This window comes from Bradyrhizobium sp. USDA 3262 (assembly GCF_054060035.1).
This window is the reverse complement of record NZ_JBSSCT010000001.1, coordinates 6,049,616-6,070,428: the sequence shown is the minus strand read 5'-3', so window position 1 is coordinate 6,070,428 and position 20,813 is coordinate 6,049,616. Positions and strand designations below refer to the sequence as shown.

The following is a 20,813-nucleotide window of genomic DNA, read 5'->3' as shown; positions in this document are numbered from 1 at the left end:
CCGATGAACTGGTTCTATTGGAACACAGCGTGGTCGCTGTTCTTCAGCCTCATTTGGTTCATGACGATCACACACAATCCGGATGCAGAGATCGCGGACGCGCATCTGCGCGATGAGGCGTTCAAAGGTTAGCTCCGATAGTAGCGCCACATCCTGAGGAACGTCCGGTGGATCTCGTCGGGCGTCCGGTCGAATGGCTCCAGATTGACGCGGACCACGCCACGATGGTCCATGCGCCACGGCAGGCGCATCAGCAGCCGGTAGGCCGGCCGCTTGCGCCAATCGGCCACCAGCGCGCTGCCGAGCGGCCCGCTGAGTGCGATCTGCAATTCGTGAACGGTCATCGCGCGCTCGGCGATCTCGACGAGGTCGATGCGCGTGATAGCGCGCCAGCGGATCAGCCCGAAGGCCTGGATGAAGATGCCGTACTGGTTGGCCCCGATCGTCGGACGACCGGCCTCCAGCAGGGGGATGTTGTAATAGGTGAAGCCGCCCGCTGCCGCCGCCGGCGCCAGCCAATAGATCGCGCCCGTGATCCAGGTCGCGGTCAGAAAGATCGCGGCGAGGGCTGCCGTGACATAGACCGGAAAGTAGATGTCCTCGCGGCCGTAAGCGACCGAGTAGCCGCCGACGTTTCCCTCGTCCAAGGTTGCGATCATCTGAGCCCTGCGCCCGGGACTGGTCCGGGAATCATGAGGGATGACGCAAGCCTAGAAAGCAAAAACGGGGCCGCGAGGGCCCCGTTTGAAACGTCGGAAGCAGGCGAACTTACTTGATCTTGGCTTCCTTGAACTCGACGTGCTTGCGCGCGACCGGGTCGTACTTCTTCTTGACCAGCTTGTCGGTCATGGTGCGCGAATTCTTCTTGGCAACGTAATAGAAGCCGGTGTCGGCCGTCGACACGAGCTTGACCTTGATGGTGACCGCCTTGGCCATGTGCAAAACCTCGAAAATCGGGGGAATTCGGGAGCCGGCCAAATCGGCCCGCGTTTGGCCGGGAAATTAGCCAGAAACCGCCCAAAGTCAAGGATTTCTGAGCCAAGATCACCCCGATTCCGGGCCTATTACCCCTCGAAGAACTGATTTTTCGGCCGCGGCAGGCCCAAATTCTCGCGCAGGGTCCGACCTTCGTACTCAGTGCGGAAAATCCCGCGCTTTTGCAGTTCCGGCACCACCCTGTCGACGAACTCGAACAGGCCCTGCGGCAGATAGGGGAACATGATGTTGAAGCCGTCGCTGCCGCGGCCGGTCAGCCATTCCTCCATCTGGTCGGCGATGGTCTGCGGCGTGCCGACGAAGGCGAGCCCGCCATAGCCGCCGACGCGCTGCGCGAGCTGGCGTACGGTGAGCTTGTCGCGCGCTGCGACATCGACGAGGCGCTGCCGGCCGCTCTTGCTTGCATTGGTTTCGGGGATCGGCGGCAACTGTCCGTCGGGATCGAAGCCGGACGCGTCGGTGCCGAGGATCACCGACAGCGAGGCGATCGCGCTGTCGTAATGCACGCGACTGTCGAGCAGCGCGCGCTTCTCTTTTGCTTCCTCGACGCTGTCGCCGACCACGACGAAGGCACCGGGCAGGATCTTCAGATGCTCGGGATCGCGGCCGATCTTCTCCATGCGGCCCTTGATGTCGGCATAGAGCTTCTGTCCGTCGGCCAGGCTGCCGCCGCCGGTGAACACGGCTTCCGCCGTCTCGGCCGCAAGCTGCCTGCCGTCATCGGAAGCGCCGGCCTGCACGATGACAGGCCAGCCCTGCACGGGGCGGGCGATGTTCAGGGGACCGCGGACCGAGAGATATTGGCCCTTGTGATTGAGCACATGCATTTTCTCGGGATCGACGAACAGCCCGGACTCGACGTCGCGCACGAACGCATCGTCGGCGAAGGAATCCCAGAGGCCGGTGACGACGTCGTAGAACTCGCGGGCGCGCCTGTAGCGCTCGGCGTGCTCCATGTGATCGTCGAGGCCGAAATTCAGCGCCGCGTCCGGATTCGACGTGGTGACGATATTCCAGCCGGCGCGGCCGCCGGAGATGTGGTCGAGCGAGGCGAAACGGCGGGCGACGTGATAGGGCTCGTCGAAGGTGGTCGAGCCGGTCGCGATCAGGCCGATGTTCTCGGTGACGGCCGCAAGTGCCGACAGCAGCGTGAACGGCTCGAACGAGGTCACGGTGTGGCTGCGCTTCAGCGCGTTGATCGGCATGTTCAGCACGGCCAGATGGTCGGCCATGAAGAATGCGTCGAACTTGCCGGCCTCGAGCTTCCTGATCAGCGTCTTGATGTGGTCGAAGTTGAAATTGGCGTCGGGCCAGGCCCCGGGATAGCGCCAGGCGCCGGTGTGGATGCTGATCGGCCGCATGAACGCGCCGAGCTTGAGTTGACGCTTCGCCATTGCCCCGTTCCGTGCTTGATGTCGTTAGCGGAACAGATAGGGAGGCGCTTTGCGGCGCGCCATCGGGAAGATTATTTTGTTTTTGGCCGCTCTCTCGACATTGTCATTCCGGGCATCGCGCAGCGATGAACCCGGAATCTCGCGCCGCAATCTCGGGATTCCGGTTCGATGCTGCGCATCGCCCCGGAATGACGAGGATCATCTTACGCCCCAAGGACGTCCTTTTGCATCTTGCCGCCGTAGAAATGGAAGAACGGCACCGGCGCGTCGTGGCGGAGCGGGCCGGTGGCGAGACGACGGTCGAGCTCGGCGAGCACGTTCTTGGTCATGGCATGCGCGTCGGCGAGCGGCTCGGAGCCGATCTCGACCCAGACCAGCTCGACCAGTTCGGCATCGGCATGCACCACGCCTTCGACACGATGCGCGATGGTCGAGGCGTCGGCGGTGAAGAAGCGCGTGTCGAAGCGGCGGACGCGGCCGGGCGGGGTGATCGCGCGCGCGATCAGGAACAGGCCGGACGGATCGGGTAACAGACCTGCGTCGGCGAACGCCGCCCAGGGCCCGTCGAGCTTGTGCGATTTCTCGACCTTGCGGCCGAGGCAGAGTCCGGTCTCTTCGCAGGCCTCGCGGATCGCGGCGTTGGCGAGCGCACGTGCGCGGCCGGGCGTGATCTTCGGGCTGCCCTTCAACAGATTGGCTTCGAGCTCCGGCGTGATCGGCGCTGCGACCGGCACGCGGTTGTCGGCCTTGTCGACGCGGCCGCCGGGGAAAACGAACTTGCCGGGCATGAACACCACCTTGTCGTGGCGCTTGCCGACCAGCACCTTCGGCTTGGCGCCGGAGCGATCGATCAGGATCAGCGTCGCGGCATCCTTCGGCCGGAAATACGCATGATGATCGGCTTCTTTTTCGCCCTGGTGGACGACAGCGGCGGGTGCGGCAGCTTCAGTCATTTCATCCCTTTCATTTCTTCTTGCGGCCCGGTTTAGCTAGACCGGCGGGATGTCGCTAGGGGGATTCTCGTCAAAGCCATGCATGCGCAGGGCCCATTGCAAGCCGATCACGGCTCCCTTCACCGGCTGCAACAAAGCCAGCGATGCGAACAGCGTAAACGGCAGATAGATCGCAAGTTGCAGCCACACCGGCGGCGAATAATTGGTCTCGATCCACAGCGCCATCGGTACCACGATATGGCCGACGATAACGATGACGAGATAGGCAGGCAGATCGTCGGCGCGATGCGGCGTGAAGTCGAGGTCGCAGACCGGGCAATGGCCGTCGCATTTGAGAAACTTGCGGAACAGTCTGCCATTTCCGCAGCGCGGACAGCGGCAGCGGAACCCGCGCTTCATCGCGCTCCACACGTCGCGCTTCTCGGGCTCGGCCGCTTCGCGAGTCCAGACCACCGTCGGCGGTGTCACTTCCATGACTTGCCTCGCTTCGATTTGCCGGACTTCTGCTGCGCCGGCTTGCGATCCTTCTTGTTGCGCGATTTCCGCTCCTTGTGCGCCTTCTTGCCAGATCCTTTCGGTCCCTTGCCAAATCCGGCGGCACGGCGCTCGGCCCCTACGCCGTCGCGTTTTCTGCCGCGCGGAATTGCCTGACCATCGGATAATAGCTCAAACCGCAGCGCGCCGGCGATCGGCGCGGCTTCCACCAGACGCACATCGACGACGTCGCCGAGCCGATACATGGTGCCGCTGCGCGTGCCGATCAGCGCGTGGCGGGTTTCGTCGTAGTTGAAATATTCGCTGCCGATGGTGCGGATCGGGATCAGGCCGTCGGCACCGGTGTCGTCGAGCTTCACGAACAGGCCGGATCGCGTCACGCCGGAAATGCGGCCCTGGAACGAGGCGCCGACCTTATCGGCAAGGAAATGCGCGATCAGCCGGTCGGTGGTCTCGCGCTCCGCCTTCATCGCGCGGCGCTCGGTGACCGAAATCTGCGCGGCGATCTCGGCGAGCGTCTCCACGGTCTCATCGGTCGGCAAGGCGCCTTCGCCAAGCCCGAGCGCGCGGATCAGCGCGCGATGCACGATCAGATCGGCATAGCGACGGATCGGCGAGGTGAAGTGCGCGTAGCGGCGCAGGTTCAAGCCGAAATGGCCGTAGTTCTCGGCGGAGTACTCGGCCTGCGCCTGCGAACGCAGCACCACCTCGTTGACCAGCGGTTCGTAGTCCTCGCCGGCAACCTGCGCCAGCACGCGGTTGAATTGCGTGGGACGCAGCGCGCCCTGCTTGGTGAAGGGCAGGTCGAGCGTCTTCAGGAATTCCTGCAGGTTGTGCACCTTCTCCTGGCTCGGCTCGTCGTGCACGCGGTAGATCAGCGGCAGCGCCATCTTCTCCAGCATCTCGGCCGCGGCGACGTTGGCGAGGATCATGAACTCCTCGATCAGCCGGTGAGCGTCGAGCCGCTGCGGCACGATCACGCGATCGACGGTGCCGTCGGCTTTCAGCAGGATCTTGCGCTCGGGCAGATCGAGATCGAGCGGGTCGCGCTCGTTGCGTGCAAGCTTGACCAGCTCGTAGGCCGACCACAGTGGCTTCAGGATCGGATCGAGGATGGGGCCCGTCGTGTCATCGGGCCGTCCGTCGATCGCAGCCTGTGCCTGCGCGTAATGGAGCTTTGCGGCCGAGCGCATCAGCACGCGGTGGAAGGTATGCGAGCGCTTGCGGCCGTCGGCGCCGATCACCATGCGCACCGCGAGCGAGCCGCGCGGCTCGCCCGGCACCAGCGAGCAGAGATCGTTGGAGATGCGCTCGGGCAGCATCGGCACGACGCGATCAGGGAAATAGACCGAGTTGCCGCGCTGCAATGCGTCGCGGTCGAGCGCCGAGCCGGGCCGCACATAGTAGGCGACGTCGGCGATCGCGACATGGACGATGAAGCCGCCCTTGTTGTTCGGATCATGATCGACTTCCGCATGCACCGCGTCGTCGTGATCCTTGGCATCCGGGGGATCGATGGTGACGAGCGGCACGTCACGCCAGTCCTCACGGCCTTGCAAGGTCGCGGGTTTTGCTTCTTCCGCTTCGCGCAGCGCAGAGGACGAGAACACCTGCGGGATGTCGTGGGTGTTGATCGCGATCAGGCTGATCGCCTTTTCACTGGCAATCGAGCCGAGCCGCTCCTTGACGCGGGCGGAGGCCAGCCCATAGCCGCGGGTGCGGATCAGGTCGACGCTGATGAGATCGCCGTCCTCGGCGCCGCCGCTGTCGGCCTTGGCGATGTTGAGCTCGCGGCCGGCCTGCTTCTTGTCAACCGGGATCAGGCGCCCGCCGCCATCGGGATTGCTGCGGAAGATGCCGAGGATCCGGGTGCGCCCGTGATCGATCACCTTGATGACGCGGCCGCGATAGGGCGTGCCGTCTTGCTCGTCCGTGACTTCGACGCGCAGCAGCGCGCGGTCGCCGACGCCGGCGGTGGTGCCGGGCTTCGGCCGCCGCGGCGTCTCGATGCGGATTTTCGGGGCGGTACCGTTCTCGTCCGAGTCCCACTCGGCGGGCGTGGCGATCAGCTCGCCGTCGCTGTCGCGGCCGGTAATGTCGGCCAGCAGGGTCGGCGGCAGCGCCGCCGGCTCGTGAATCTTGCGGCCGCGCTTGGCGATCGTGCCGTCGTCGGCGAGCTCGCGGAGGATCCGCTTCAGCTCGACGCGGTCGGCGTTCTTCAGGCCGAACTCGCGCGCGATCTCGCGGGTGCCGACCTTGCCTGGATTGGCGCGGATGAAGGCGACGATGGCGTCCCGGCCCGGAAAGCCATGGTCGGGTTTTCGTTTCACTTATCCTCGTGCCTTGCCGGCGCTCTTCTTCGCGGGCGCTTTCGCTGGTGCCGATGATTTTGCAGGCGACGTCTTGGCACCGGAGGCGACCGGCGCGCGCGCCTTGCTGGTCGCATCCGTCTTCGGCTTCGCTGCGGCCTTCTTCGACGCAGCCTTCTTGGCGGGCTTGGCTTCGGCGTCGCCGTCGGTCTCGGTCGCCTCGGACTTGGCTTTCTTCGCCTTGGCGGGCTTTTCCGCCTTCGCCTTCTTGGCCTTCTTGCCGCCGCCCTTGGCCGCGCGCTCGTCGATCAGCGCGATCGCCTCCGCGAGCGTGATCTGGTCGGGCGTGCGGTCGCTCGGGATCGTCGCGTTGACGCCGCCGGCCGCGACATAGGCGCCGTAGCGGCCGTTCTTCAGCGCGACCGCGCCGAGCGTCGGGTGATCGCCGAGCGGCTTGCCGGGGTCGGCGCCGAAGCGGCGACCGCTCGGGCCCTTGGCGATCTTCTCCGCGATCAGCGTGACGGCGCGGTTCAACCCGATGTCGAACACCTCGTCGCCGGCCTCGAGGCTGGCATAGGTCTTCTCGTGCTTGACGAACGGCCCGAACCGGCCGAGGCCGGCGGTGATCGGCTGCCCGGTTTCCGGATGCCTGCCGATCTCGCGCGGCAGCGACAGCAGCTTCAGCGCCAGTTCGAGATCGACATCGGCCGGCGAGGTGCCTTTTGGAATGCCCGCGCGCTTCGGCTTCTCGCCTTCGGCGTAATCCTTCTGCTCGCCGAGCTGGATGTAGGGGCCGAAGCGGCCGGCCTTCACCGTGACATCGAAGCCGGTGTCGGGATCGGTGCCGAGCACGCGGTCGGCGCTTTCGGCGCTGTCGGCCGCGAGCGGGCGGGTGTAGCGGCATTCCGGATAATTCGAGCAGCCGACGAAGGCGCCGAACTTGCCGGCCTTGAGGTTGAGCCGGCCGGTGCCGCAGGTCGGGCATTGCCTGACATCGCCGCCATCCGCGCGCGGCGGATAGATGTGCGGGCCGAGCATCTCGTCGAGCGCGTCGAGCACCTCGGCGACCCGGAGGTCCTTGATGTCGTTGACCGCGCCGATGAAGCCGCGCCAGAAGTCCTGCAGCACCTGCTGCCAGGCGATCTCGTTGTTGGAGATGCGGTCGAGCTGCTCCTCGAGATCGGCGGTGAAGTCGTATTCGACGTAGCGTGAGAAGAAGTTCTCCAGGAACGCGACCACGACGCGGCCCTTGTCCTCGCCGTGCAGCCGCTTCTTCTCGAGCTTGACATAGCCGCGGTCCTTCAGGACCTGCAGGATCGAGGCGTAGGTCGAGGGGCGGCCGATGCCGAGCTCCTCCATCCGCTTCACCAATGATGCTTCCGAGAAGCGCGGCGGCGGCTCGGTGAAATGCTGGGTGACGGCGAGGCTCTGGCGCTTCACGGCCTCGCCCTCGCTCATCGCGGGCAGGCGGCGCGAATCCTCGTCCTCCTCGTCGTCGCGGCTTTCCTGATAGAGCGCGAGGAAGCCGTCGAACTTGATGACCTGGCCGGAGGCGCGCAGGTCCAGCACGCGTGAGCCGGCCTTGGCCTCGATGTCGACGGTGGTGCGCTCGAGCTCGGCCGACTCCATCTGGCTCGCAATGGTGCGCTTCCAGATCAATTCATAGAGCCGCGCCTGATCGGCATCGAGCCTGCGGCCGATGGTGGCCGGGCGACGCGACAGATCGGTCGGGCGGATCGCTTCGTGCGCTTCCTGCGCGTTCTTGGCCTTGGCCTGGTACTGGCGCGGGGCGTCCGGCACATAGGCGTTGCCGTAATCCTCGCCGATCACCTTGCGCGCCTGCGTGATCGCCTCGGGGGCGATCTGCACGCCGTCGGTTCGCATATAGGTGATGAGACCGGTGGTCTCGCCGCCGATGTCGATGCCCTCATAGAGCCGCTGCGCGATGCGCATGGTGTGCGCCGGCGCGAAGCCGAGCTTGCGGCTCGCTTCCTGCTGCAGGGTCGAGGTGGTAAAGGGCGCCTGCGGATTGCGCCGCGCCGGCTTGGCCTCGACGGTCGCGACCTTGAACAGCGCGGCCTCGATCGCCTTCTTGAAATCCTCGGCTTCCGCGCCGGAGCCGATGTCGAGCCGTGCGATCTTCTTGCCGTCGGCGCCGACCAGCCGCGCCTCGAAGGCCTCGCCGCGCGGCGTCAGCAGCGTCGCGACCAGCGACCAGTACTCCTTCGGCACGAACTTCTCGATCTCGAGCTCGCGGTCGCACACCAGCCGCAACGCGACCGACTGCACGCGGCCGGCGGAGCGGGCGCCAGGCAGTTTGCGCCACAGCACGGGGGAGAGGGTGAAGCCGACCAGATAGTCCAGCGCACGGCGCGCCATATAGGCGTCGACCAGCGCGCCATCGATCTGGCGCGGCGCCTTCATCGCCTCGGAGACGGCCTGCTTGGTGATGGCGTTGAACACCACGCGCTCGACCTTCTGGTCCTTCAGCGCGCGCTTCTCCTTCATCACCTCCAGCACGTGCCAGGAGATCGCCTCGCCCTCGCGATCAGGGTCGGTTGCGAGGATCAGGCGGTCGGCACCCTTGAGCGCCTTGGCGATGTCGTTGAGCCGGCTCGCGGCCTTGGCGTCGACCTCCCAGATCATCTGGAAATTGGCGTCGGGATCGACGGAACCGTTCTTGGCCGGGAGGTCGCGAACATGGCCGAACGACGCCAGGACCTCGTAGGAGGACCCCAGATATTTGTTGATCGTCTTGGCCTTGGCCGGCGACTCCACAATGACGATATTCATGTCATTCCAATAGCTTATGGGAAAACTTGAAGGCGGATTCCGCTAGACTCGCGGTCCGCCGTGTCGGGGCGAACATGGGTGCTGGGGCGGTCCCTGTCAAATCGCCAGATATTGAAGGGCGTTGCCAAGCTGTGGAGTTTCTATCCCAAGGGTTGCAAAATGCTCCCTAGAGTTGCGGCCGGAAAGGGCGTATCTCTTTATATATACGGTGGGAATCGGATTAGGCCTTTTGAGCAGCACAGGGGGCGGCCGAAAGCGCAAGGTGTCCGGCCGGCGGCGACCGGCGGGCGACGAGACAGCTGGGGAGGGCGGCCCGGACGACGCTCTGGTCCTGATCGGAGCCGCCGCGACCGAACTCGCCAAACTCGCCCGGCGCCACAAATTCGAAGTCCTCGAGCGCCTGTTCGCGATGGCCCGCCTGGAGGCCGACGAGCAACTGCGTTCGCGCAGCCGGCGGAGGTTGTCGTGAGGGGCGTCGCGGGATGCAGGGGCGGCCTATGAGCGGGGCTCTCTCCATTCGTCGTCCTGGCGAAAGCCAGGACCCATAGCACCGCATTCGGTGACGAACCGGTTCGCGGCCTCAGCGTCGCGCAACAACTCTCATTTGGGGTAATGGGGTCCTGGCTTTCGCCAGGACGACACCGAATGTGTGGGCACGGCCTACATCCACCCACCCCGTCGTCCCTGCGAAAGCAGGGACCCATACTCCGCGGCGGATGCTGTTAACGGGACTCGTTGTTCCAGCGACGCGCAATAATCAGCATCGGTGGTTATGGGTCCCTGCTTTCGCAGGGACGACATCGTGTCTGTTGCATGGCCTGTGGACATAAATCCGCGTTCTCGCGACATGAATCGTCCGAGCTTTGCTCTTCGTTCCGCCCTCTCTCTTGAAGAGGGCGCAGGGAAAGCCGGGTGCCGATCGCCCCCATGGGCCCCGAGCAATGGGTAGAAAGCTCGGGGTAGGACTGCGCTTCGGATAAAGCGAAATATTTTCGCGCGCGAGGATTGACAGGTTTTGCTGATTTGCCCGTCGTGTCGTACCGGCAACATCCATCCTACGCAGTCGCGAGGCGACGCGCGCGCTTTGCTGCAGGCCGCGGCTTCAGCGCAGTGTCGGCGGCGCCAAGCACGCGTCCATCCTGCGAGTACAGCGCGAGCTTCTTCACCGGCTTGCCCTTGTCGCGGTCGACCAGGATGGTCGCGATCTCGTCCGGATGCTCGTCGAATTCCTCGGTCCATTGCCGCAGCGCGACCAGGATCGGAAAGATGCCGTGGCCCTTCGGCGTCAGGACATATTCCTGATAGGCGCTGCCGTCGGAGGCGGGGACCGTCTTCAGGATGCCGCGCTCGACCAGCGTGCGCAGCCGTGTGGCAAGGATGTTCTTGGCAAGCCCGAGGCTCGCCTGGAATTCGCCGAAGCGGCGGCGGCCGAGGCTGGCGTCGCGGATGATCAGGAGCGACCACCAGTCGCCGAACACGTCGAGCGCGCGTGCGACGGGACAGCTGTCGCCTGCAAGGCTGGTTCGTTTCACCGACTGTCTCCAGGAATTTGGGCCATCACGACCTTGTGTGGTTGCAATATTAAACCGTATACCCTAGCTAGGCAACGAAGTTTAATAATGCAACCAACTGGAGGCGGACATGAGACTGGCGAACAAGACGGCGTTGATCACCGGCGGCAACAGCGGCATCGGGCTCGCGACAGCAAAGCTGTTCGTGGCCGAAGGCGCCAAGGTCGTCATCACCGGGCGCAACAAGGAGACGCTTGCGGCGGCAGCCAAGGAGCTCGGGCCGAACGCGTTCGCGGTGGCCGCCGATGCCACCGACGTCGCGGCGCTGGAAGCCGCGGTCAAGCAGGGCGCCGAGAAGTTCGGCAAGTATGACGTGCTGTTCGCCAATGCCGGCATTCCCGGCCAGACGCCGGTCGGCGGCACCACGCTGGCCGCCTTCGAGAATGTCATCCGCACCAATCTCACCGGTGTGTTCTTCACGGTGCAGGCGGTCGCGCCTTATCTCAACGACGGCGCATCGATCATTCTCAACGGCTCGGTGATTTCGGTGCTCGGCAATCCCGGCTATTCGGCCTATGCCGCGAGCAAGGCCGGCGTGCGCGCGATGGCGCGGGTGATGGCGTCAGAATTCTCGCCGCGCAACATCCGCGTCAATGTGGTGGCGCCGGGCGCGGTGCGCACCCCGATCTGGGGCGCAGCGATCGCGACGCCCGAGGCCGAGAAGGCATTCGAGCAGCGGATCGGCAAGACCACGCCGCTCGGCCGGATCGGCGAACCCGATCACATCTCGAAGACCGTGCTGTTCCTGGCGTCCGACGACGCCGCGCATGTGCAGGGGCAGGAGCTGTTCATCGATGGCGGTGCAACCGCGTCGCCCGCAGGCGCACCGATCTATCGCGGATAGGGCCTTTCCGTTCCGATTAAATCGGAACGGGGCTCTGGTTTTATTCTGACGCGTTTTCTTCACGCGAACCGGTATCCACTTCGCTCGAAAACGCTCTGGTTTGTTTCTCATTGTAACGAACGGCCGGTGTGAAGCGCTTCACACCGGCCGATTTCGTGCGCGACTATCATCGCGTGTATTGAACCTTTGACGTACTCCCCGGACTCCTGATGGGGCGGGGAATTTTTCACCACGGAATCATTTGGAGTGCCGTCATGCCGAAAGCAGCCCGCATTTCGACGTCGATCCCGGTTTCGTCCGCATCGGAAAGTTCGGACACGTCGCAGTTCGTGACGGTCGCACTGTTTTCCGGCATCGGCCTGTTGATTTCGCTGGTGGCTGTCATCCTCGGCATTCAGGGCGTCTGGTTCTGAACGGCCTGCCGCCGCCGGGCGACGGCAGGCGCTTTGAATCACATCAGGCGGCGTTCAGGCTGCCGGCGGCCTGCAGCGCGCCCGCAACCGCCTTTTCGCGATGCTCGGGGCCGACCTGGATGCCGTCGGCGGGGATGAACTCAACATTCCTGACGCCGATGAAGCCGAACACGCCGCGCAGATAGGTCTCGAGGTGCTCGAGCGCGGCCATCGGCGTGTCGGCGCCGTAATAGCCGCCGCGCGAGATCGCGATGATGACGCGCTTGTTGCCGGCCAGTCCCTCGACGCCGCCGGCGCCGTATTTGAAGGTCTTGCCCGCGACCAGGATGCGGTCGATCCAGGCCTTGAGCTGGCTCGGAATCGTGAAATTGTACATGGGCGCGCCGATCACGACGATGTCGGCGGCAAGGAACTCGTCCAGCACGGCCTGGCTGGTCGCGATGTCGTCGCGCACCGACGGGTCCGGCGCCGCGCCCTGGCTGGCGGCGAGGTGCAGGCCGGAGAGGTGGGCGAGCGGGGTCTGGCTGAGATCGCGGTAGCTGACGACGAGGCCCGGATTGGCCTGGCGCAGCCGCTCGACGGCGGCGGCGGAGACCTGGCGGCTGACGGAGTGGGGGCCGAGGACTGAGGAATCGATGTGCAGAAGTTTCATGGCTGAGGTCACCTTTGGTATAGGTTTGTAACTGGCGCTATATGAGTGACCGTCCTAAATCTCCGCAAGAACGCACATTTTTGAAACCCGAGCACACCAATGGAACCCGAGCACATCGATGTAACCGCCGAAACCGGCCTGCCGCGTGGCCCCGGGACGCATCAGGACTGCCGCGGCGTGGCCTCGGTGCTGTCGCGGGTCGGCGACAAATGGAGCGTGCTGGTCATCATGCTGCTGCGCGATGGACCGCGCCGCTTCAACGAGCTGAAGCGGATGATCAACGGCATCTCGCAGCGCATGCTGACCTTGACGCTGCGCGGGCTGGAGCGCGATGGCCTGGTGACGCGCACGGTGTTTCCGACCATTCCGCCGCGGGTCGACTACGAACTGACCGACCTCGGGCGCGGACTGGCGGTGCCTGTGATGGCGCTCGGCGAATGGGCGTTCGCGCATCTGCCGGAGATCGAGGGCGCGCGAAACGATTTCGATGCGCGGAACGGCGAAGGCTGAGTTCGGAGCCTTCGCGTTCGGACAAGTAGATCCGTCATCCTGAGGAGCCTGCGTAGCAGGCGTCTCGAAGGATGCACGGCCACCAGTCGGGCCGTCGATCCTTCGAGACGCGCTGCGCGCTCCTCAGAGTCTGACTCATAAGTCACCCATCCTTGCGGGCAGCGGCAAGTCTGCGGGTCAGGAGCCTCATGTGTGCAATCAGCAGCCAGGCAGCTTCGGTTGCCACCGTCGCCTCGAAGTCCTTGGCGAGGCGGCGGCATCTGCCGAACCAAGCGAATGTGCGTTCGACCACCCACCGCCTCGGCAGAAGCTGGAAGCCTTTGACGCCTTGGGGCCGCTCGACGATCTCGACAGTCCATGGACCGCAGTCTGAGAGCGCGTCGAGGAGTTGATTTCCGCGGTAGATCCGGTCGGCAAAGACGTGGCGCAGCCGGGGGAAGTTCATCCGCACGTTCTTCAGCAGCGGTACGGCGCCATGGCAGTCCTGAACGTTGGCCGGATGAACATGAACCCCGAGGAGGAGGCCATTGGTATCCGTCACAATATGCCGCTTGCGGCCGTAGATGCGCTTGCCTGCATCGTAGCCGCGCGGTCCGCCAGCTTGCGTGGTCGGCGCACTTTGACTGTCGATCACGGCTGCCGTCGGCTTCGGTGCGCGTCCAAGCTTTTTTCGCGCCCGTCGGACAAGGACGCTGACAATCCTTTGCCACCGGCCTGTATCCCGCCATCTATAAAAATAGCCCTGCACCGTCGAGTAGGGCGGGAACTCCCGCGGCAGCGCCCGCCACTGGCAGCCGGTCGAAACGATATAGAGAATCGCTTCGACCACACGACGCAGCTCCGTCTTACGCGGCCGGCCGCGCCGGTTCGCTCGCGGCAACAGGCGTCTGATCAGCGCCCACTCCGCATCGGTCATATCGCTTGCATAACGCAGATCGTCCCGCCGATATTGCTCCCGAGTGATCTCAGTCCAGGGCATCGTGCTCTCCCTCGAATCTTTGCAAATCCGATGGAATCACACCCCACTGAGATCACTCACCCCATTTTTCAGTCAGGCTCTCAGGATGACGGACAGGCGTTTGCGCGAGCGAGATATTCAGCTCGTCAAATCATCGACACCAGCCCGCCGCCGTGGCGCTCGAGCTTGCCGGCGAGCTCGAGCTCGAGCAGCACCGCGCGGACCACGGCGGGTGACACATCGGCCATCCGGATCAGATCGTCGATGCTGATCGGGCTCGGCCCGAGCAGATCGATGATGCGGGCGCGATCGCCGCTATCAGTGGCAAAGTCCAGCGGCTCGTCGTCCTCGCGCGCGCCAAGCATCACCGGCCGTTCCATGATCGGCGTGACCGCGTTGATGACGTCTGCGGCTTCGGTGACCAAGGTGGCACCTTGTTTGATCAAATCGTTGGCGCCGGCGGCGCGGGGATCGATCGGCGAGCCCGGCACCGCGAACACCTCGCGGCCCTGTTCGGCCGCCATCCGCGCCGTGATCAGCGAGCCCGAGCGATGCGCGGCCTCGACGATCACGACGCCGAGCGAGGCGCCCGAGATCAGGCGGTTGCGGCGGGGAAAGTCGCGTGCCCGCGGCACATGGCCCATCGGCATCTCCGAGATCGCTGCGCCGTGTTCGAGCAGGGCGGCCAGCAGATCCTCATGCTCCGGCGGGTAGATCCTGTCGTGGCCGCCGGCCAGCACGGCGACTGTGCCGCTGGCAACGGTGGCGCGGTGCGCCGCCTGATCGATGCCGCGGGCGAGGCCCGAGATCACGACAAAGCCGGCATCGCCGAGATCGCGCGCAAGTTGGCCGGCAAATTTTAGCCCGGCGCCGGAGGCATTGCGGGAGCCGACGATCGCGATCATCGGCCGCATCAGGGTGTCGCGCGCGCCGCGCACACCAAGCAGCGGCGGCGCGTCGTCGATGGTGGCAAGCCGCGCCGGATAATGGGCTTCCTCCGGTGCGACGAGATCGATGCCGAGTTTGCGGCAGGCCGCGAGCTCGGCTGCGGCGTCGGCCTCGCTGCAGATCCGCCCGGGGCCCGAGGCGCCGCCGCGGCGCGCCAGATCGGGCAGGCGCTCCAGCGCGTGCGCCGCGTCGCCAAAATGGCGGAGCAGCGATGCAAAGGTGCGCGGGCCGACATTGTCGGAACGGATCAGCCGCAGGCGGTTGAGCCGTTCGGTGTCGGTGAGTTTTCCGGGGCTGGGCGAGCGGTCATGCATGCGGGCCGCAGCTTCGCCCAACCTGAGATTGTGATCAACTGCGACATTGGCGCAGCCGCGCGCGACGCGCTAAAAGCGCTTGCCGAGAAGCCGCCAAAAACCATCAAGAAGCAGGACGTCCGCCGATGATTTCGCTTGCCGATCTCCAACGCCGCATCGCCTCCGGCGAATTGTCCACCGATGCCGCCATCACGCAGACGCGGGACGCCATCGCGGCGCAGGACAAAACCATCGGCGCCTTCGTCCGCCTCGACGAGACGGCGCGTGCGCAGCAGACCGGGCCGTTGCGCGGGATTGCGGTCGGCATCAAGGACATCATCGATACCGCCGACCTCCCGACCGAGATGGGCGCCGCGATCTACCGCGGGCATCAGCCGCGCGCCGACGCGCCGGTCGTGATGGCGCTGAAGCAGGCGGGGGCGACCATCATCGGCAAGACCACGACGACGGCGTTCGCGGCGAACGATCCGACCGCAACGCTCAATCCGCACAATCACGCGCACACGCCGGGCGGCTCGTCGTCGGGCTCGGCCGCGGCGGTCGCGGCCGGGATGATCCCGCTAGCGCTCGGCACGCAGACCGGCGGTTCGGTGATCCGGCCGGCCTCGTTCTGCGGCGTCGCCGCGATCAAGCCGAGCTACCGGCTGCTGCCGACCGTCGGCGTGAAATGCTTCTCCTGGACGCTCGACACCGTCGGACTGTTTGGCGCCGGCGTGCGCGATGTCGCGCTGGGGCTCGCTGCGATGACGAAGCGACCTGAGCTGGTGGTGCCGTCGCAGCTCGCCGCGCCGCGCATCGGCGTAGTGACGCAGGCCTTTGCCGGTTCGCCGGAACCTTCCGGCGCGGAGGCGTTGCAGAAGGCGGCGCGTGCGGCGGAGCAGGCGGGTGCGACCGTGCGCGAGCTCGCGATGCCCGAGATCATCGCGGAAGCCTGGCGGATCCATCCGGTGGTGCAGGAGTTCGAGGCGCATCAGTCGTTCGCCTGGGAATACGGCCAGAACTACGATGCGATGCCGCCGTTGCTGCGCGGCCGGCTGGACGAGAGCAAGGGCGGCACGCCCGCCGAGTATGATGCCGCGATGGACGTCACGCTGCGGGCGCGGCAGGCGTTCGCTGCGATTTTTGCCGAGGTCGACGTGCTGCTGACGTTGTCGGCGCCGGGCGCCGCGCCGAAAGGTTTGGGCTCGACCGGCGATCCCCGCTACAACCGGCTCTGGACCTTGATGGGCGCGCCCTGCGTCAACGTGCCGACGCTGATCGCCGAGGGCGGATTGCCGGTCGGTGTCACCGTGATCGCGGGCTTTGGGAACGACGCCAGGGCACTGGCGGCGGCGAGCTTTGTCGAGAGCGCTCTGAAGTCCTAGCCTTCCGTCATTCCGGGGCGATGCGCAGCATCGAACCCGGAATCTCGAGATTCCGGGTTCGCGACTTCGTCGCGCCCCGGAATGACTTGCGTCACCTCTTCTCGCCGATCTTGCCTTCGGTGCCGGCCTGCAGGCGCTTGATGTTCTCGCGGTGCATGTAGAACAGCAGCAGCGTCAGCACGGCGAACAGCGAGGCGAGCGCGTTGTGGCCGAACCACCACAGGAACAGCGGCGTCACGAACGCCGCGATCAGCGCCGACAGCGACGAGTAGCGGGTGGTGTAGGCGGTGCCGAGCCAGATCACGGCAAAGATCAGCGCCGCCGGCCAGAACAGGCCGAGCAGCACGCCGAGATAGGTCGCGACACCCTTGCCGCCGCGAAACTTGAGCCAGACCGGGAAGAGGTGGCCGAGGAATGCCCCCAGCGCCGCCAGCATCGCCGCGTTCGGGCCGTCGATGGTGCCGGCGATGATGACGGCAACGGTGCCCTTCAGCGTGTCGCCGAGCAGCGTCGCCGCGGCGAGGCCCTTTCGGCCGGTGCGCAACACGTTGGTGGCGCCGATATTGCCCGAGCCGACCGTGCGCAGATCCTGCGTGCCGGCCATCCTGGTCAGCACCATGCCGAACGGGATCGAGCCCAGCAGGTAGCCGATCAGGAAGGCGACCGGCAGCAAGCCATCAGCAGACATCGCGGTGGTTCCTTCGGTCGGTCCCGCCCGAATGGGGCCGTGCCGTCAATGAAATATTAACCATAAATGCGCACCATGGCCTTGGTAATGAGGGAGCTTATCATGGCTTCTGTTCGCAGGCGGCTGGAGCAGTTTTTCTTTGTCGTTTACGTCGCGGCCATCGTCGTTGGCACAACGATGGAAGCGATGTCGCAACTCGCGTCGCGCTGAGTTCCACCCCAGTTTCAGACGTGCTCGTACACGGTCCGTCCGCCGACGATCGTCCGCGTCACGCGGCCCGAGAAGCGGGCGTCGTCGAACGGCGTGTTCTTGCACAGTGATTTGAGATCGTCGCGGTCGAGCACCCAGGGCGTGTCGGCGTCGATCACGATGACGTCGGCCGGCGCGCCCGCGCGCAGCGTGCCGCCGGGCAGGCCGAGCAATTCCGCCGGCCGCGTCGACATCGCCCGGATCAGCGTCTTGAAGTCCATCTCGCCATTGTGGATCAGCCGCAGCGCCGCCGGCAGCATGGTCTGCAGGCCGACCGCGCCGCTCGCCGCTTCCGCGAACGGTAGCCGCTTGACCTCGACGTCCTGCGGATTGTGGTCGCTCATCACGACGTCGATCAGGCCGGAGGCGAGCGCGGCGACCAGCGCCTTGCGATCCTCCTCGGTGCGAAGCGGCGGCGCCAGCTTGAGGAAGGTGCGGTAGGGGCCGATGTCGTTCTCGTTCAGCGTCACGTGGTTGATCGAGACCGAGGCCGAGACATTGTAGCCGGCGTCGCGGGCGCGCTTGAGGATTTCCAGCGATTCGGTCGAGGTCAGCGAGGCCGCGTGATAGCGCCCGCCGGTCAGCCCGGCGAGCCGCATGTCGCGCTCGAGCATGATCGACTCGGCCGCGGTCGGAATGCCGGCGAGGCCGAGCCTTGTGGCGAATTCGCCTTCGTTCATCACGCCTTCGCCCACCAGATGCGGGTCCTCGGTGTGATGCACGATCAGCGCGTCGAAATCGCGGGCGTAGGTCAGCGCGCGCCGCATTACTTGGGCGTTGGTGACGCTGCGGTCGCCGTCGGTGAAGGCGACGGCGCCGGCGGCCTTGAGCAGGCCGATCTCGGTCATCTCCTGGCCCTGCATGCCCTTGGTCAGCGCCGCCATCGGATGGATGTTGACGATCGCGGTGTCGCGAGCGCGGCGCAGCACGAAGTCGACGGTCGCGGAGTTGTCGATGACAGGCGAGGTGTCGGGCTGGCAGATGATGGTGGTGATGCCGCCGGCCGCGGCGGCCTGGCTGGCGGAGGCGAAAGTCTCGCGATGGCTGGCGCCGGGCTCGCCGACAAAGGCGCGCATGTCGATCAGGCCGGGGGCCACGATCTTGCCGGCGCAATTGACGATGTCGGTGCCTTCGGGGACGCCGGCGGCGCCGATGCCGCGCTTGGCGTCACGGATGACGCCGTCGGCGATCAGGACGTCGCCCGGACCGTCGAAGTCGCGGGACGGGTCGATGACGCGGGCGTTGGCGAGCAGGATGGGGCGGCGGTCGGTCAGCATGGCATCACGCGTTCGGCAGGTTGCGGGCGAGCGCTTCGAGCACCGCCATACGCACTGCCACACCCATTTCGACTTGTTCACGGATCAGCGACTGCGCGCCGTCGGCGACGAAGGTGTCGATCTCGACACCGCGGTTCATCGGGCCGGGATGCATCACCAGCGCATCCGGCTTGGCGTAGCCGAGCTTCTTCTGGTCGAGGCCGAAATAGTGGAAATACTCGCCAGACGACGGCACGAAGGAGCCGTTCATTCGCTCGCGCTGCAGCCGCAGCATCATCACGATGTCGGCGCCGTTCAGTCCCTCGCGCATGTCGCGCGCGACCTCGACGCCCATCCGCTCGATGCCGGGCGGCAGCAGGGTGGAGGGGGCCACCACGCGGACGCGTGCGCCCATGGTGTTGAGCAGGAAGATGTTGGAGCGCGCCACGCGCGAATGCAGCACGTCGCCGCAGATCGCGATCGTCAGCCCCTCGAGCCGGCCCTTGTTGCGGCGGATGGTCAGTGCGTCGAGCAGCGCCTGGGTCGGGTGCTCGTGGCTGCCGTCGCCGGCGTTGATCACGGAACCGTCAACCTTGCGCGCCAGAAGCTCGACCGCGCCGGAGGCGTGGTGGCGCACCACCAGGATGTCCGGGTGCATCGCGTTCAGCGTCACCGCGGTGTCCATCAGGGTCTCGCCCTTGCGGGTCGACATCGATGACACCGACATGTTCATGACGTCGGCGCCCAGGCGTTTTCCGGCGATCTCGAACGAGGACTGGGTCCGGGTCGAGGCCTCGAAGAACAGATTGACCTGGGTGCGGCCGCGCAGGCTGGCGCGCTTCTTGTCGACCTGGCGGTTGAGCTCGACATACTCCTCGGAGAGGTCGAGCAGGCCCGTGATGTCGTCAGCGGAAAGGCCCTCGATGCCCAGCAGATGCCGGTGACCGAGGACAAAAGTCGATTTCAATGATGGGGTCATTAAAGCGAGAGCTATAGGCGCGGATGGCCGGTGGGGCAAGCGCGAAGAGGGCTCGCGGGAGTTTTCCCCGAGTAAGATGTCGCCGCCTTCTCGGCAGTCCTGACGGGGCTCGCCGCGGGACATCCGCGCCTTGCTTTTGCGGAGTTTTCCGGAACAAGACGTGGATGGCCGGGCATAGGCGGAGCGGCAGCGACGCCGTCCTCCTGACGGGCTATACCCCGCCGTGACGCCGGAGCGAGACCTCGTGAAAATTGTCGTGATCGCATGGATGGCCATCGCGTTGATCCCGGGGGCGGTCTCGCCTGCCTTCGCCCAGAACTTGCCCGGCGACTTCGCGTTCCTCCGCGACATCGACCCGACCATCGTCCAGGACATCCGCTACGCCAGCGCGAACAATTTCATGGGCCGGCCGATCGCGGGCTATGGCGCGGCGGAATGCGTGGTGAAGCGCGAGGTGGGGCTCAGGCTCAAGGCCGTGCAACAGGAACTGGCCCGGCAAAGACTGTCGCTGAAGATCTTTGATTGCTACCGGCCGGCCCGTGCCGTCGCCGACATGGTGGCGTGGGCGAAGAACGGCACGGAGACGGTCGCCGAGCGGCGCTACAACCCGGCCTTCTCGAAGGCGGACCTGTTCCGCCTCGGCTACATCGCCACCCATTCGGGGCATTCGACCGGCGCCGCGGTCGATCTCACGCTGGTCGATCTTGGCGCCGACAATTCGCGCAAGTTCGATCCGGCCAGGGACTATGCCGACTGCACCGCGCCGGCCGCCGCGCGCGCCCCGGAGGGCAGCGTCGACATGGGCACCGGCTACGACTGTTCCGACGTGAAGGCCCACACCGCGGCCAGATCGATCACGCCGGCGCAGAGACGCTGGCGCGCCATGCTGGTCGCGGCGATGGCCCGGCAGGGGTTCGCGAACTATGCCAAGGAATGGTGGCATTTTTCGCTGCCGGGGGCAGGCGGGCCGGCCTACGACTTCCCGATCGTCCGGGCGCGGTAGCGCGTTTTCGAGCGAAGTGGACGCCGGTTCGCGCGAAGCTCTAGCGCAGGATTTTCCTCAAATCCGAAGCATTTTCGCAAGACGACGCTTGCCATCGCAAAAGTAGCTAAGCACGCTTTCAACA

General features: G+C 65.7%; 22 protein-coding genes. 8 read left to right on the top strand and 14 right to left on the bottom strand.

Going from position 1 to position 20,813, the window contains the following annotated elements:
* Window positions 1-3: 3 nt before the first annotated feature.
* Window positions 4-132, top strand: coding sequence for a hypothetical protein (locus tag ACVWYP_RS28505; RefSeq protein WP_256527872.1), 129 nt, complete (start codon window positions 4-6; stop codon window positions 130-132).
* On the opposite strand, the gene ACVWYP_RS28500 is transcribed toward ACVWYP_RS28505, so the two are convergent.
* From ACVWYP_RS28500 to topA, 7 genes are all read right to left on the bottom strand, one after another.
* A complete protein-coding gene (locus tag ACVWYP_RS28500; RefSeq protein ID WP_028341027.1) occupies window positions 129-659 on the bottom strand; it encodes a hypothetical protein in 531 nt (176 codons plus the stop codon). The genes ACVWYP_RS28505 and ACVWYP_RS28500 overlap by 4 nt on opposite strands.
* A gap of 109 nt (window positions 660-768) precedes the next feature.
* Entirely contained in the window at window positions 769-936 is a 168-nt protein-coding gene (rpmG, locus tag ACVWYP_RS28495; RefSeq protein WP_018271988.1) for a 50S ribosomal protein L33, read from the bottom strand.
* Between the two features lie 128 nt (window positions 937-1,064).
* Window positions 1,065-2,390 (bottom strand): LLM class flavin-dependent oxidoreductase, encoded by a 1,326-nt coding sequence (locus tag ACVWYP_RS28490; protein WP_304495664.1) that lies wholly within the window; start codon window positions 2,388-2,390, stop codon window positions 1,065-1,067.
* Window positions 2,391-2,593: 203 nt separating this feature from the next.
* Window positions 2,594-3,343, bottom strand: coding sequence for an NUDIX hydrolase (locus ACVWYP_RS28485; RefSeq protein WP_304495663.1), 750 nt, complete (start codon window positions 3,341-3,343; stop codon window positions 2,594-2,596).
* A gap of 36 nt (window positions 3,344-3,379) precedes the next feature.
* Window positions 3,380-3,817: a DUF983 domain-containing protein gene (locus ACVWYP_RS28480; protein WP_028341024.1), complete on the bottom strand. Its 438-nt coding sequence runs from the start codon at window positions 3,815-3,817 to the stop codon at window positions 3,380-3,382.
* A complete protein-coding gene (gene rnr, locus ACVWYP_RS28475; protein ID WP_304495662.1) occupies window positions 3,808-6,168 on the bottom strand; it encodes a ribonuclease R in 2,361 nt (786 codons plus the stop codon). Before rnr ends, ACVWYP_RS28480 begins: the two co-directional genes overlap by 10 nt.
* On the bottom strand, window positions 6,169-8,940 hold the full coding sequence (gene topA / locus ACVWYP_RS28470) for a type I DNA topoisomerase (protein ID WP_304495661.1): 2,772 nt from the start codon (window positions 8,938-8,940) through the stop codon (window positions 6,169-6,171).
* A 229-nt stretch (window positions 8,941-9,169) separates the two neighbouring features.
* Between topA and ACVWYP_RS28465 the strand changes: the two genes are divergently transcribed.
* Window positions 9,170-9,409 (top strand): hypothetical protein, encoded by a 240-nt coding sequence (locus tag ACVWYP_RS28465; RefSeq protein WP_304495660.1) that lies wholly within the window; start codon window positions 9,170-9,172, stop codon window positions 9,407-9,409.
* Window positions 9,410-9,995: 586 nt separating this feature from the next.
* On the opposite strand, the gene ACVWYP_RS28460 is transcribed toward ACVWYP_RS28465, so the two are convergent.
* Entirely contained in the window at window positions 9,996-10,472 is a 477-nt protein-coding gene (locus ACVWYP_RS28460) for a winged helix-turn-helix transcriptional regulator (RefSeq protein WP_137477661.1), read from the bottom strand.
* Between the two features lie 109 nt (window positions 10,473-10,581).
* Between ACVWYP_RS28460 and ACVWYP_RS28455 the strand changes: the two genes are divergently transcribed.
* Window positions 10,582-11,355, top strand: coding sequence for an SDR family NAD(P)-dependent oxidoreductase (locus ACVWYP_RS28455; RefSeq protein ID WP_038385329.1), 774 nt, complete (start codon window positions 10,582-10,584; stop codon window positions 11,353-11,355).
* Between the two features lie 254 nt (window positions 11,356-11,609).
* Complete coding sequence (locus ACVWYP_RS28450; RefSeq protein ID WP_196238162.1) at window positions 11,610-11,768, top strand: hypothetical protein; 159 nt, start codon at window positions 11,610-11,612, stop codon at window positions 11,766-11,768.
* A 43-nt stretch (window positions 11,769-11,811) separates the two neighbouring features.
* Here ACVWYP_RS28450 and ACVWYP_RS28445 read toward each other — a convergent pair whose 3' ends face one another.
* On the bottom strand, window positions 11,812-12,420 hold the full coding sequence (locus tag ACVWYP_RS28445; RefSeq protein WP_304495659.1) for an FMN-dependent NADH-azoreductase: 609 nt from the start codon (window positions 12,418-12,420) through the stop codon (window positions 11,812-11,814).
* 99 nt (window positions 12,421-12,519) lie between these two features.
* On the opposite strand from ACVWYP_RS28445, the gene ACVWYP_RS28440 reads away from it, so the two are divergent.
* Window positions 12,520-12,930, top strand: a complete 411-nt coding sequence (locus ACVWYP_RS28440; RefSeq protein WP_038380388.1) for a winged helix-turn-helix transcriptional regulator — start codon at window positions 12,520-12,522, stop codon at window positions 12,928-12,930.
* A 142-nt stretch (window positions 12,931-13,072) separates the two neighbouring features.
* On the opposite strand, the gene ACVWYP_RS28435 is transcribed toward ACVWYP_RS28440, so the two are convergent.
* Window positions 13,073-13,909, bottom strand: coding sequence for an IS5 family transposase (locus ACVWYP_RS28435; RefSeq protein ID WP_028341158.1), 837 nt, complete (start codon window positions 13,907-13,909; stop codon window positions 13,073-13,075).
* 125 nt (window positions 13,910-14,034) lie between these two features.
* On the bottom strand, window positions 14,035-15,150 hold the full coding sequence (dprA, locus tag ACVWYP_RS28430) for a DNA-processing protein DprA (protein ID WP_304495658.1): 1,116 nt from the start codon (window positions 15,148-15,150) through the stop codon (window positions 14,035-14,037).
* On the opposite strand from dprA, the gene ACVWYP_RS28425 reads away from it, so the two are divergent.
* Both ACVWYP_RS28425 and ACVWYP_RS28420 read left to right on the top strand, forming a co-directional pair.
* Window positions 15,145-15,279, top strand: a complete 135-nt coding sequence (locus tag ACVWYP_RS28425) for a hypothetical protein (RefSeq protein ID WP_259242753.1) — start codon at window positions 15,145-15,147, stop codon at window positions 15,277-15,279. The two genes, dprA and ACVWYP_RS28425, sit on opposite strands and share 6 nt — an antisense overlap.
* Entirely contained in the window at window positions 15,276-16,514 is a 1,239-nt protein-coding gene (locus ACVWYP_RS28420; RefSeq protein WP_304495657.1) for an amidase, read from the top strand. Before ACVWYP_RS28425 ends, ACVWYP_RS28420 begins: the two co-directional genes overlap by 4 nt.
* 91 nt (window positions 16,515-16,605) lie before the next feature.
* Here ACVWYP_RS28420 and plsY read toward each other — a convergent pair whose 3' ends face one another.
* The 3 genes from plsY to ACVWYP_RS28405 form a co-directional block, all read right to left on the bottom strand.
* Complete coding sequence (gene plsY / locus ACVWYP_RS28415; protein ID WP_304495656.1) at window positions 16,606-17,202, bottom strand: glycerol-3-phosphate 1-O-acyltransferase PlsY; 597 nt, start codon at window positions 17,200-17,202, stop codon at window positions 16,606-16,608.
* A 224-nt stretch (window positions 17,203-17,426) separates the two neighbouring features.
* Window positions 17,427-18,728: a dihydroorotase gene (locus tag ACVWYP_RS28410; RefSeq protein WP_028341014.1), complete on the bottom strand. Its 1,302-nt coding sequence runs from the start codon at window positions 18,726-18,728 to the stop codon at window positions 17,427-17,429.
* Between the two features lie 4 nt (window positions 18,729-18,732).
* Window positions 18,733-19,686: an aspartate carbamoyltransferase catalytic subunit gene (locus ACVWYP_RS28405; RefSeq protein WP_026192854.1), complete on the bottom strand. Its 954-nt coding sequence runs from the start codon at window positions 19,684-19,686 to the stop codon at window positions 18,733-18,735.
* Window positions 19,687-19,954: 268 nt separating this feature from the next.
* On the opposite strand from ACVWYP_RS28405, the gene ACVWYP_RS28400 reads away from it, so the two are divergent.
* Window positions 19,955-20,689, top strand: coding sequence for a M15 family metallopeptidase (locus tag ACVWYP_RS28400; protein ID WP_304500322.1), 735 nt, complete (start codon window positions 19,955-19,957; stop codon window positions 20,687-20,689).
* Window positions 20,690-20,813: the final 124 nt, after the last annotated feature.